The following is a 13,038-nucleotide window of genomic DNA, read 5'->3' on the forward strand; positions in this document are numbered from 1 at the left end:
CTCTCTCATCCGTGAGACGCCGCATCGAAAACACCCTGCTGCGCAGCGTACTGAGCGTAGGTGGCGCGAATGCCGTCCGCCAGGTCGATCGTCGAGCGCCAGCCCATCCGTGCAAGCCGCGACACGTCGAGCAACTTTCGCGGCGTGCCGTCGGGCTTGGACCGGTCGAATACGAGCTGGCCTTCGAAGCCGACGACGTCGGCAACGCATTGCGCGAGTTCGCGTATCGTCAAATCCGTTCCGGCGCCCACGTTCAATACGCCGTCGCGTACGTCGTGCTCGAGCACGAAGCGGGTCGCGCTCGCCAGGTCGTCCACATGCAAAAATTCGCGTCGCGGCTCGCCGCTGCCCCATACGGTCAGCGTTTTCGCGTGGGCGCGCTTCGCTTCGTGCGCCTTGCGAATCAGCGCGGGCAGGACATGGCTGCCCGCGAGATCGTAGTTGTCGTTCGGGCCGTAGAGGTTCGTCGGCATCAGTGCGACGTAGCGTGTGCCGTATTGACGGTTGTACGCTTCGCATAGCTTAAGGCCGGCGATCTTCGCGATCGCGTACGGTTCGTTGGTCGGCTCCAGCGGACCGCTGAGCAAATACGATTCGAGAATCGGCTGCGGACACAGCTTCGGGTAAATGCACGAGGAGCCGAAAAACACGAGACGTTCGACGCCCGCGCGATACGCACCGTCGATCACGTTCGTTTGAATCGCCAGATTGTCGTAGATGAAGGCCGCCGGCTTCGTGGAATTCGCGAGGATGCCGCCCACGCGCGCGGCCGCCAGCAGGACGACATCGATCGCCTCGTTCGCAAAGAAGGCGCGCACGGCCTGCTGGTCGGTCAAATCGAGGGTGTCGCGCGTGCGCGTGACGAGATTGCGATACCCGTGCGCCGCGAACTCGCGTACGAGCGCCGAGCCCACCATGCCGCGGTGCCCCGCGACGAAGATCCGTGATTGCCGATCCATCGTCGCGCACTCACTCGTGGTGCTCGAGCGCCTTGAAGCCGGCCAACGTCACGAGCGCATCGCGCCGTGCGATCTGGTAGTCGGCCAGCGCCATCTCGCGCACAAGCGATTCGAACGACGTGCTCGGCTGCCAGCCGAGCTTCTCGCGCGCCTTCGAACAATCGCCTAGAAGGGAATCGACCTCCGTCGGCCTGAAGTAGCGCGGGTCGACGCGCACGATCACGTCCCCCGGCGATACGCGCGTTTCGCGGCTACTCACTTTCTCGACCACGCCTACTTCCTCGAGCCCGCTGCCCTCGAAGCGAACCGTAATACCGAGCTCCGCCGCCGCACGCTGAACGAATTCGCGCACGCTGTACTGCGCGCCCGTCGCAATGACGTAATCCTCGGGCGAGTCTTGCTGCAGCATGAGCCACTGCATTTCGACATAGTCGCGCGCATGCCCCCAATCGCGCAGCGAGGACAGATTGCCTAGGTAGAGTTCGCGCTGCAGGCCCACCGCGATGCGCGCGAGCGCGCGCGTGATCTTGCGCGTGACGAAGGTCTCGCCGCGCACGGGCGATTCGTGATTGAACAAGATGCCGTTGCACGCGTAGATGCCGTACGCTTCGCGGTAATTGACCGTCGTCCAATAGGCGAACAGTTTCGCCACGGCGTACGGGCTGCGCGGATAGAACGGCGTGCTCTCGCGTTGAGGGGTCTCCTGCACGAGGCCGTAGAGTTCCGAGGTCGATGCCTGGTAGAAGCGCGTGCAGTCGTGCCGGCCGAGCATGCGGATTGCTTCGAGGATGCGCAGCGCACCGAGCCCGTCGGCGTTCGCCGTGTATTCCGGCTCGTCGAACGATACCGCCACGTGGCTCTGCGCGGCGAGGTTGTAGATCTCATCGGGCTCGACGTTCTGGATGACGCGTATGAGGCTCGTCGAATCGGTGAGGTCGCCGTAATGCAGATGCAATTGCGCGTCGCCCTCGCCTGCCTCGTGCGGATCGTGATAGAGATGGTCGATGCGATCGGTATTGAAAAGCGACGTGCGGCGCTTCAAACCATGCACCTCGTAGCCCTTGCCGAGCAGCAGTTCGGCAAGGTACGCCCCGTCTTGCCCCGTTACGCCCGTGATCAAAGCGATCTTGCGTTTCATCGTTCGTTTCCTCGTCGATGTCGAACGTGTCGCGCCGGCCCTTACGGCCGCGCGTGCTTCCTATCAGCCGTGCCGCCGGTCAATCGGCAATGCTCTCGTAGCCGTAATAGCCGCCGTTGTAAGAACCTCCGAGCAGCGGCACGGCCGGCGGCACGTCGGTGAGCAACACGCCTTTCAAATTCACGCCGCCCGTCTCGAGCCGCTTGGCCGTTTCGCTGATTTCTCCGATCGGATGCCGCCCGTGGCGCACGACGAGCAGCGTCGTGCCGACGTGCTTGCCGATGATCGTCGAATCGGTCACGGCCAGCACGGGCGGCGTGTCGATGATGACGAGTTCGTAGCGGCGCGACAGCGCTTCGAGCACTTCGCGAAAGCGCTCGCTCATCAAGAGTTCCGACGGGTGCGTGGGCAGCGAGCCCTTGGTCAGCACATCGAGTCCCGGCAACACCTCGTGTTGAATGACGCTTTCCCAATCCGCGCCTCGCAGCACATCGGAGAGCCCGGGTTGATGCCGCACGCCGAAATGCGAGTGCACTTCGCCGCGCCGCATATCGCCGTCGATCACCAGCACGCGTTTGCCGGCCGATGCGACCAGCGCCGCGAGATTGACCGACAGGAACGACTTGCCCGCATCGGGGCGTGAACCGGTGAGCATCACCACGTTGTTCCGCGCCTGATCGAGCGAGAGCTGCAGCGTCGTGCGCAAACTGCGCACGCCTTCGACGGCAATGTCTTGCGGCGATTGCGCGGCGAGCACGTGCAGCCCTTGGCGCCGCATCATGACGTTTTGCTGCAGCCGCAACTGCAGACCGCTGCGAGGGACCACCGCGAACACCGGCACGCCCAGCGCGCTCTCGATTTCATCCGCGCGCTCCACGCCGCCGTAGAGCGACTTCCTGACGAAGGCGGCCAGAATGCCGACGAAGAGGCCCCCGCCGAACGCGATCAAGATCACGACGACGCGCTTGGGCCACACAGGCTTGTCGGGCGTTTCGGCAAAATCGACGACGCGCACGTTGCCGATTTGTCCCGCTTTCGCCACGCGCAATTGCTGCGCGCTGTTGAGCATGTTCGTGTACAGCTCGGTATCGACACGCACGTCGCGCAAGAGGCGCAGCGCCGTTTGCTCGGTATCGGGCAACGCCGCGACGTCTTTCGTCATTTGCGATTGCGCGCCTTGCAGCTGAGCAATCTGCGCGTCGAGCGCGGCGACGGCCGGATGGCTGGCCGTGAACCGTTGCGACAGATCGGCCCGTTGACGCTGCAGATCGGCCAGCTTCGTCTTGTTGTCGACGATCTGCTGCAGCAGCAACCGGCTTTCCTCGCTCAAATCGACGGTGCCGTGGTTGTTGCGGAACGTGTTGTAGCGCTGCTCGGCCGAATCGAGCTCTCGACGCAGCTGCGGCAGTTGCTGATCGAGAAAGGCCAACGTATGTTCGGCTTCGGCGGACCGCCGATCGACGTCTTGCTTGATGAATTGCCTGGCGATGCCGTTGACCACGTCGGCCGTCAGCGCCGGGTTCGCGCCTTGGAGAGTCAGCGCGATGACGCCCGATTGCAGCGCCGTCTCCTTGACGCTCAACTGCTTCTGCAGCCGCTCCACCGTGTCGAGCGTGGAGGAACGCGTCACATCGAAGCGCGTGCCCGGCCGCCCCGTGAGCCGATCGACATGCAAGCGCACCGGGCCGGCCGACGTCTCGGCCGTCACGTCCTCGCCCACGCGCCCGCTCGCGATCGCGATGCCGTCGGGATCGCTGAGGGTGAACGCGCCGTCGGCGCCCAATGTGAGCGTAAACGTCTTGCCGAACAGCGCGCGCGGCGTGTCGAACAACGCGACGTCGATCTTCTCGTTGCCCCAGGCGAAGCCGGCCAAATCCATGAACGGCGGCATCGAGAAGCCGAACTTGCCCGTCGTCAGGGCCGTCAGCAAGTGCCCCACGAGCGGCGGCGTGTGCGGCTCGGCGGCGAGGTCCAGACGCAAATTGCGTACCGTCGCCTCGGTCACGAGCCGCGACTTGAGCAACTCGATTTGCGCGGCCGTGGTGGCCTTGGTCTCGAACATGCGCGAGAGCGGTTCGATCTGTTGGCGAGGGTTGGCCGCGCCGTTATCGGCGTTCGGGCTTTGCTCGACCTGGATGATTGCGTCGGCCTTATAGATCGGCGGCGCCAGAAACGCGTACACCGAGCCGAGCGCCGTCACGGCCAGCGTGACCGCGGCGATCAAGCGCCAATTCGTCACGATGCCCTGAAGATAGTCCGACAAGCGCAGCTCTTCGCCGGGCGTGAAATCGGTGTAGCGATGCTCGAAGTTCATGGCCATGTTGATTGCTCGCATCGAATGCGCGCCGTCCCTTTGGGGACGCGGCGCGCCTACTGGTCAGTCGGTCGGTCGATCACTTCGTGACGATGGCCGCGGTCAAGCCCGCGTTGATCGCCGGCAAGAACAAGCTCAGCACGCGGTTGAATTTCACGAGCGCGCCGTTGTCGACATAGACGACGTCCTTGGGCTGCAGCTCGAACTGATTCGCGAGCACCATCGACACGGGCGAGGTCGCATCGAGGTGATAGATCTGCGGGTTGCTGCCCGTCGAATCGCGAATCACGAAGAGCTGCTTCGCGTTGGACGTTCCGGGGTTGAGACTGCCCGCCTGCGACAGCGCCTCGGCCAGCGTGAGGCGGCCGCTGCGCATCGGCATGATCGTCGCGGGCTTGTTCACCTCGCCCATCACATACACGCCGTTTTCATCGCGCGAGCCTACGCGCACCATGTCGCCGGGCCTGAGCACGATTTCCGAGGGGTTGTGTCCCGCCTTCACGAGATCCGAGAAGTCGATCGGATAGCTATTGCCCTGGCGCACGAGCGTCACGCGACTCTGATCGGCGGCCGCGGTAAACCCGCCCGCCCGGCCGAGCGCTTCGGTCAACGACATCGGAATGTCGGTGATCTGCACCGCGCCCGGCTTGCCCACTTCGCCATCGATATAGATCGACTGCGCGCGGTACGACGCGACGCGCACCGTCACCTCCGGGTTCTTGTAGACCTTGCTGATGCGCGAAACGATTTTGCGCTGCACCTGTTCGACGCTGTCGCCCGCTACGTGCACCGTGCCGGCATAGGGGAACTGCACGTTGCCGCCTTCGTCGACGACGAAGCCCGGCGCCGCATCGTCCGTGCGCGTCGTGGGGGTAGGCTGACCGAGCGCGGCGGCAAGTTCAGGGTGATCCCACACGGTGATTTGCAGCACGTCGCCGGGCCCCAGACGATACGGGGTGGGTTTTCCGAGCAGACCTTGAATGCCGCCCGTCATCGGGTGCTGCGCCGCCTGTTGGTTCATTTGCCGAATGAGCTTCAGGTTGATGTCCGTGATGGGCACCTGAACCTTTTCGTTGGGCTCGCTGCTGTACTCGCCGCCGCTTTCTTCGACGGTGGGCGGCGTCTGCATGCGCTGGCCCGGCACGATCGAGCAGGCGGGCAGCGCGACGGCGATGGTCAGGATAACTAACGATAAAGCCGTGCGAACGCGCGGGTGCGAGTCGGACATGATGGCCTCCGTGCCGGTTATTCGTGACGCGCCACGCGCGCTTGCCCGATCGCTCGATCGAACCGCTGCGCGAGACAAACGTCGGTTGCCGAACGCTCGCCGCGGCTCGATGCCGCCGCACGAGCGCCCAGCGCTAGTAGGCATTGCTGTGCATGAACCCTTTCACGACCGTCGCCGCGATGATCCGCAAGTCGAGGCCGAACGACCAATTGCCGAGGTAGTACAAGTCGTGCGCCACGCGTCGCTCCATCTTTTCGATGCGATCGGTTTCGCCGCGGTAGCCGTTGATCTGAGCCCAGCCCGTGATGCCGGGCTTGATGCGATAGCGATGGATGTACCCCGCCACCACCTTCTGATACAGGTCGTCGTGCTCGAGCGCATGCGGGCGTGGGCCGACCACCGACATGTCGCCGCGCAACACGTTGAAGAATTGCGGCAGCTCGTCCAGACTCGTGCGGCGCAGGAACACGCCGAGCTTGGTCACGCGCGGGTCGTGCCGCACGGCTTGGCGCAACACGCCCTGCTCTTGCACGTGCAAACGCATCGAGCGGAACTTATAGATCGTGAAGACGCGGCCGTCCGCGCCTTTTCGCTTCTGCTTGAACAGGACCGGCCCGGGAGAGGACACCTTGATCGCGATCGCGATTGCGACGAGTAGCGGTGCGAGCCCGATCAGGGCGCACGCGGCGAACACGCGATCGAAGATCGACTTCGCGAGCAGCGCGTTCGGCGACAGGGGCGATGCGACGAGATTGAGAGCGGGCACGCCGAGCAAGTCGATGATGCCGCCGCTGTCGAACAGCGCCAGCGATCGCACGTCCGGCATGAATCGAATATTGACCAGGTCGTCGCGAAACTGCGCGACGACGCGCAGGATCGTGCGCTCTTCCGATAGCGGCAGCGCAAGCCACACTTCGTGCAGATCGCTGGCGCGGACATGGCGCGCGAAGGCATCGAGTTCGTCGAAGCGCCGCAGGCCGGCGGCCGAAGGCAATGACGACGCAGTCGCCGCGTCCCGATGCGGCTCATAGATCGCCGCCGCACGAAAGCCCGTCGCGGGCGCGGCCTCGATACGCCGCAGGATGGCCTCGCAATGCGCCCCCGCGCCGACGATGGCGACACGATGCAGATTGATGCCGGCGTGGCGCAGGCGAGCGAGCACGGCATGCGCGGCGAGCCGATAGCCGATCAGCGATGCGCCGCAGAGCGCGCTCCAATACACGAACCACAGTCGCGACACGAAGTCGATTTCGCGCAGCGAGAACATCGCCGTGAGCGCGCAAGCTTGCGCGACGAACCAAGCAAGCGCCACCTGCCCGGCCAACATGCGTTTGGCGCGGCCACGCCACGAGTCGTAGACGCCGAAGGCCGGAAACAAAACGAGCACGCAGGCGGCCGTCAGCATGACGAACGGCGCCACGAAGTCGTGCGGCCCGCCGTCGGCGAAGCGAATCCGCGACGCGAGCGCCGCCGCCGCGATCACCAGCGCGACGTCGAACACACGAGCCAGCAACCCTTGAACCTCACGCATCTTCGTCCTCCGCGACGATTCACGGACGCCCTTCGCTGCAAGGCGCCGTCTGGTTGCTCGTACATCGGCCATAGTTGTCGTCGAAGCGCACGATGTCGTCCTCGCCAAGGTAGGCGCCCGACTGCACCTCGATGATTTCGAGCGGCACCTTGCCCGGATTGGCGAGCCGATGCCGCACGCCAAGCGGAATGAACGTCGATTCGTTTTCGCTCAGCAAGAACTCGTCGTCGCCGCGCGTGACGAGCGCGGTGCCGCGCACGACGACCCAGTGCTCGGCGCGATGGTGATGCATCTGCAGCGACAGGCGCGCCCCGGGCGCGACGACGATGCGCTTCACTTGAAAACGGTCGCCGTGATCGATCGAGTCGTAAAAGCCCCAGGGGCGGCGCACCTTGCGATGTTCCTCGGCCTCGGGCGCATGCTCGGCCTTGATGCGTGCGACGAGCCCCTTCACGCGCTGCACGTGCGAGCGATCGGCCACCAGCACCGCATCGGGTGTTTCGACAACGACGACGTTCGTCGTGCCGACGCAAGCGACGAGACGGCTCTCGGCATGCGCAAACGTGGCGCTCGCGCCTTCCAGCACGACACGCCCGCGCGCCACGTTGCCGTCGCCGTCCTTGCCCAGCGCATCCCAGACCGCATCCCAGGAGCCGAGATCGGACCAGCCCGCCTCCAGCGGCACGACGACGCCGCGGCACGGCGCATCGGGTCCGCCCAAACGCTCCATGACCGCGTAGTCGATCGAATCGGCGGGCCCGCGCTCGAACGGCGACGCAGCGGGATCGAAGCGCGCGCCGTGCTCGGCCCCTTCGGCAACGGCCGCGAGACACGCCGTGTGCATCTCGGGGCGCGTGCGCCGCAATGCATCGAGCCATACCGACGCGCGCATGACGAAGATGCCGCTGTTCCACCAATAGCCGCCGTCGGCGAGATACTGCGCCGCCAATTCGGCCGGCGGCTTCTCCACGAAACGGCCGATCGCGTGCGCGCCGTCGCCGAGCGCCTCGCCGATACGCACGTAGCCGAAACCGGTGTCGGCGCGCGTGGGCGGGACGCCAAGGGTCGCAATGGCGCCATTCTCTGCATGGCTCGCGGCCAATTCGATCGCGCGTTGCAGCGCCTTCACGTCGGCAATCGCATGATCCGCCGGCATGACGACGAGGATCGCGTCGCCGTCTTGCTCTTGCTCGCATGCGCGCATGGCCGCAAGCGTCAGCGCGGGCGCCGTATCGCGCCGCGCGGGCTCGACGATGAGCGCGGGCGTGACGCCGCTCGCGCGCAGCTGCTCGTCGATGATGAAGCCGTGCTCGGCTCCGCAGACGACGAGCGGCGCTTGCGCCACTTCCCAGCTTTCGGGGAAGCCATCTAGGCGATGCACCGTGGCCTGCAGCAGCGTATCGGCGCCAAGGACATCGATGAGCTGCTTCGGATAGTGCTCGCGCGACATCGGCCAAAGGCGCGTGCCCGATCCGCCGGCCAAGATCACCGGAATCAAGCGGCGGCATTGCACAGGGGTGGCGATCATGCCGGTGCTCCTCGCTCAAGCGCCGTTCGTGCGGCGGCTTTGGGTCCGGAACTCGGTCGGCGAAATCATCATCCGCTTACGGAAGATCTTCGCGAGTCGATCGCCGTTGCCCATGCCGCTACGGCGCGCGATCTTGTCGACGGGCAGTTCCGAATCGACGAGCAGACTGCACGTGATGGCCAGGCGCGCCTGCAGCAGGTAGTCCGACGGGGTCATGCCGAGCTCGAGCTTGAAGCGCCGCAGGAAGTTGCGCTCGCTCATGGCCGCCACCTGCGCGGCGTCGGCGATCGAGATCGGCCGCTCGCAGTTATCCTGCAGCCAGCGCGCCGCCGCCCGGATCTTGTCGCCCGCACTGGCGGCGCCGCCCTCGCCGAGGAGCGGCACGAATCGCGCGCTCGATCCGGGCATCAGGCGCTCGGCGATACCGCGCGCCACATCGACGCCCAAGTCGCGTTTGACCATCGACAGCGCCCCCTTCATCGGTTCGAGACGCTCGTCGACCTCGGCCGATTCTTCCTCGCGATGGGTCTGGTGCAGATAGGAACCGAACTGGTGGATCCTCTCGCCCGTCACGATGCCGGCCGCGTCGAGCAGCAAGCTGCCCTCGCCGATGGAGCGAATGTTGGTCGTCATCGTCTGCACGCGGCGCAGCCAGCCGATCAAGCGTTCATCGCTCGCTGCGGCGCGCGCCCCCTTGCCGCCCGCGATGAACAGCGCGTCGAAGCCCGTGTAATGACGCGCGTCGAGCCCATCGGTCCAGACGCGCACGGAGGAAGCGCAGCGCACGTTGCCGCCGTCGGCCGACAAGAATGAAATGTCGTAAGCCTGTGCGCGGTTCGCACTCTTCGAACCCAGCTCGTTCGCCACGTGGAACACTTCGGCGACGAGCCCGGCTCCCAGCAGCGAAAAACCTTCATACAACACGATCGCGATCCGGCGCGTGGCGGTCGGGGCATTCTCCGCTCGAGCGCGCCACCATCCCATCAGGGCGGGTTCGGTACTCGCGTAAGGCATGGCATATTCCTCAAGAATCATTGCCGGCATGGATCGATTCCTCCGCGTTGCAGTGCATCGTAGGCAGTGCAAGAACGCGTTGGGCAGGCCGTGACGTAATTTGGCGACATCTTGTCGGATCGATTCCGGCGGATGACGCCTAATTCAGTCGTCGAATGTTTACGGCCCGTCGCCCATGCCTGGGCAAATCGGTCAAATCACCGTGAAAGCCGTCGCTTTCACCCATCGATTAGCCAAAAAGCGCCAAGCCGCGCCGGCAAAAGCCATGCCGAACGCAATACGTCGCCGACGCTCGAGAGTCCCCGCTTCGTCTTATGCGGCCAATGTGGTGCTTGCTGTGCTCGGCTTCGAAAGAGCCGATCGGAGGTGATGGGCCAAAAGCGCCACCCATCGGTGCGTCGCGACGGTGCCGCGGATCGCGTCGGCGGCGGACCGCCGGGCTCGGCTGCGTTGAGCGCGAACGCACGGGTAGACGATAAGCGCTACGCCGTCTTCACTGTGTTGCGGAGCCCACATTGGCGGGCAACGAAAGGCGAGCATGTGGCGGAATGCGACGTACTTCGTTCTTCCTTTTGTCTTTCCTATCCGAAGAATGCAATTGAAAACATTGCACTCGATGTTTCATTCATGATTCATTTTTATTTAATTGAAATCGGCCATTGTCTTGTCGATTTATTTAAATAACATTCGATTTGCATTATTCGTCCGTTCGCCTTTCGAGGCGACACATGCTTGGGAAGCGAGGCTGAGCGGCCTCGCCGCGGTGCAGCATCGAGCGGCCGGCGCGCCCTCGTTCGAAGACGCCCGCGAGGCGCAGGCGTAAAAATCCGCCACGGCGGCGTGCGCAAATCGACTAGATCGAATGCTCCTAAAAATAGCGTAAAACTTGTAGTCTCTCGCCAGCGATTCGTGTGAAATCAGTGTTTCGTCAGACTAGGCGTCTGATCGAAGAGCGCTATTCCTCACGCGATTTCTCGCCCGTTCGTTGCGGCTGACCCACGCCGCACGGATTTCTCGCGGCTCGACCGCCTTCGCCGACATGCACGCGCATCGAGGCTACGGCGTGTGCCCCTTTCGTTGATCCCGCTCGTCAAGCGGCCTCGCGCGCATCGCCCGCTCGATGTGCGTGGCGTCCTTTTTGCCGAGCGTTGCGCACTCCTAACGATTACGATCGATGACACATCATTCGCCCTTCCTTGCCCGCTCTCTTCGCTTGTCTCGCTGCGCATCCGCCGTCGCCCTTTCGTTCTTGACCGCTTGCGGCGGCGGTGGCGGAGGCGGGGGAACGGGCGCGGCGGCGGGCAGCAACGCGAACACGCAAAGCGCCGCGCCTGCGGGCCAATCGGCCGCGATCACGCCGATCGTCGCGGCCGGCAAGCAAGCCATGAGTTGTGGCGTACCCTCGACGCCGACGAACGCGAGCGGCACGGGCGCGGCCATCGAAGCCGACACGCCGGGCAGCGACGGCACACGCACGTTCGCGCTCGGCAGCGCATTCGATCTCGCGATCACGACGCGCGCGGCGCAGAACGACACGGTCGCATGGCAGGTGCAGGACGATTGGGGCGTGGCGCGTGCAAGCGGCGCCTTCCCCGTGAAATCCGGCGCGCAGACCGTGACGCTCAGTTGCGCGTCGACGCTCGCGGGCTACTTCTCCGTATCGGCCTCGCTCGTATCGTCAGGCAATTCGCTCGCGTCGCTCGGCACTCGGCCGGCGGGGATCGCGACGTTCGGGGTGCGCCCCGACGTATCCGACGTGCTGCCAGCCGTGGCCTACACGCATGAAGACCAGCACCGTTTCGGCGGTCAAGGCACCGATTACCTGAAGGCCGGCCAAACCTGCTGCAGCGGCGACGGGTATCGCCCGCTCGACACCGACTTGGGCTTGTCGTGGGCCAACGATACGCGCAGCTGGTACGTCGAAGAGCCGAACGGTCCGAACACGTTCGCGCCGGGCACGAGCACGCTCGCCCCGTATCTGACGCAAGGCGACATCATGCGGCTCATTCAGCTCGACGGCATCCCGGCTTGGGCCAGCCCCACCGGCGCGCAAACCGAAGGGTATGCGCCGAAGACCGAGTCGGCGTTTCAGGACTATGCAAGCCGCGTCGGCACCGACGCGGCGCAGATTCGCGCGGCGTACTTTCCCACGCAATCGAGCAACTACTATCAGATCACGTGGGAGCCGGACGGCGGCGGCCCGACGCAATGGGCCGATACCGACGCCAACTTCGTCGCGATGTATCAGGCCGCCTATAAGGGCCTGCATTCGACCGATCCGAACGCCGTCGTCATGGGCGTGACCGCGGCGATGGTGCGCACGAACACGGCTTGGCTCAAGCGGCTCGCGCCGCTCGGCATCGGCCAGTACCTCGACGGTCTGACGATTCACGGCTACTACGATGCGGGTACCTCGCCCTCGCACCCGCCCGAGCGGCTCGCGACCGCCCCCGATCCGGCCACCGCGGCCAACGCGCTGCCCGCGTCGATGCGCGAACTGCGCGCCACGATGACGCAAACGCTCAAGCCCGGCGCCAAGCTCTTCGCGACCGAAACCGGCATCAGCTACGACAACGGCACGTCGTACGGCGCGAACTATCCGACGCCGAACGTGCTGTTCGCGCACGGCGCCGTCGTCGCCCGATCGCATTTGATCTTGCTCGGCGAAGGCGCCGACATGACTTACGTCTTCTACGCGTCGGACACGCCGGACTCGCCGCCCGGCTATGGCATGTTCTTCGATCTCGATCATGCGAACGGCACCTACGGCGCGAGCAACATCAGCCCGAAGCCGGCCGCGATGGAAGTGGCCGCGATGACGCGCATCGTCGACGGCACGACGACGCTCGGCTATCTGAACAACGTGCCGGCCGGCGTCTACGGCTATGCGTTCCAGCGTTTGAATGGCGGCAAGATCGTCACGGCGCTTTGGACGCACGACAACGCGCATTGGAGCGCGAGCACGGGCTTCAGCGAAACGTATAGCGTGCCCTATGCATTGCAAGTCGACGCGGCCGGCACGTCGGGGCAAGTCACCGTGCTCGATGCGATGGGCAATGCGGCGCAGTTTCCGTATAGCGACGGGCAAGTGAAGCTGACGCTGACCGAATCGCCCATCTATGTCGTTTCGACGAATGCTTCGGCGATGAAAGCGAATGTAACGGTACCGGCGGGATACGTCGGGCAGTAGCGAACGGCGGGCGGCGCGAGCGCGATCGGCCGCTTCGCACCGCCGCTTTCGCCGCATCTGTCGTACTTAGTTCGTTCGTTGTGTTCGATCGGCGACTGACGCGGTGCGCCCTTGCGTGATGAAGTCTCGAGTTCGC

9 protein-coding genes are annotated in these 13,038 nt (G+C 64.9%); 2 read left to right on the forward strand and 7 right to left on the reverse strand.

Going from position 1 to position 13,038, the window contains the following annotated elements; genetic code table 11:
• Positions 1 to 5: 5 nt before the first annotated feature.
• The 7 genes from ACTHNR_RS22120 to ACTHNR_RS22150 all read right to left on the reverse strand — a co-directional run bounded on the left by ACTHNR_RS22120 (position 6) and on the right by ACTHNR_RS22150 (position 9,712).
• A complete protein-coding gene (locus ACTHNR_RS22120; protein ID WP_440550148.1) occupies positions 6 to 959 on the reverse strand; it encodes a GDP-L-fucose synthase family protein in 954 nt (317 codons plus the stop codon).
• Positions 960 to 969: 10 nt separating this feature from the next.
• Positions 970 to 2,097, reverse strand: coding sequence for a GDP-mannose 4,6-dehydratase (gene gmd / locus ACTHNR_RS22125; protein ID WP_440550151.1), 1,128 nt, complete (start codon positions 2,095 to 2,097; stop codon positions 970 to 972).
• Positions 2,098 to 2,176: 79 nt separating this feature from the next.
• On the reverse strand, positions 2,177 to 4,417 hold the full coding sequence (locus ACTHNR_RS22130) for a polysaccharide biosynthesis tyrosine autokinase (protein WP_440550254.1): 2,241 nt from the start codon (positions 4,415 to 4,417) through the stop codon (positions 2,177 to 2,179).
• A gap of 73 nt (positions 4,418 to 4,490) precedes the next feature.
• Complete coding sequence (locus tag ACTHNR_RS22135; protein ID WP_440550153.1) at positions 4,491 to 5,639, reverse strand: polysaccharide biosynthesis/export family protein; 1,149 nt, start codon at positions 5,637 to 5,639, stop codon at positions 4,491 to 4,493.
• 133 nt (positions 5,640 to 5,772) lie between these two features.
• Complete coding sequence (locus tag ACTHNR_RS22140; RefSeq protein WP_440550156.1) at positions 5,773 to 7,170, reverse strand: undecaprenyl-phosphate glucose phosphotransferase; 1,398 nt, start codon at positions 7,168 to 7,170, stop codon at positions 5,773 to 5,775.
• 19 nt (positions 7,171 to 7,189) lie between these two features.
• On the reverse strand, positions 7,190 to 8,698 hold the full coding sequence (locus tag ACTHNR_RS22145; RefSeq protein ID WP_440550159.1) for a mannose-1-phosphate guanylyltransferase/mannose-6-phosphate isomerase: 1,509 nt from the start codon (positions 8,696 to 8,698) through the stop codon (positions 7,190 to 7,192).
• A 15-nt stretch (positions 8,699 to 8,713) separates the two neighbouring features.
• Positions 8,714 to 9,712, reverse strand: coding sequence for a GlxA family transcriptional regulator (locus ACTHNR_RS22150; protein WP_440550162.1), 999 nt, complete (start codon positions 9,710 to 9,712; stop codon positions 8,714 to 8,716).
• Positions 9,713 to 10,081: 369 nt separating this feature from the next.
• Here ACTHNR_RS22150 and ACTHNR_RS22155 point away from each other — a divergent pair, with 369 nt between their 5' ends.
• Both ACTHNR_RS22155 and ACTHNR_RS22160 read left to right on the forward strand, forming a co-directional pair.
• Positions 10,082 to 10,396 (forward strand): hypothetical protein, encoded by a 315-nt coding sequence (locus tag ACTHNR_RS22155; RefSeq protein ID WP_440550164.1) that lies wholly within the window; start codon positions 10,082 to 10,084, stop codon positions 10,394 to 10,396.
• Between the two features lie 490 nt (positions 10,397 to 10,886).
• Positions 10,887 to 12,902 carry a hypothetical protein gene (locus tag ACTHNR_RS22160; RefSeq protein ID WP_440550167.1) on the forward strand — a complete coding sequence of 672 codons (2,016 nt, stop codon included), beginning with the start codon at positions 10,887 to 10,889 and terminating at the stop codon, positions 12,900 to 12,902.
• Positions 12,903 to 13,038 lie beyond the last annotated feature (136 nt).

The sequence above is a fragment of the Trinickia sp. genome (assembly GCF_051954495.1).
Lineage (GTDB): Bacteria > Pseudomonadota > Gammaproteobacteria > Burkholderiales > Burkholderiaceae > Trinickia.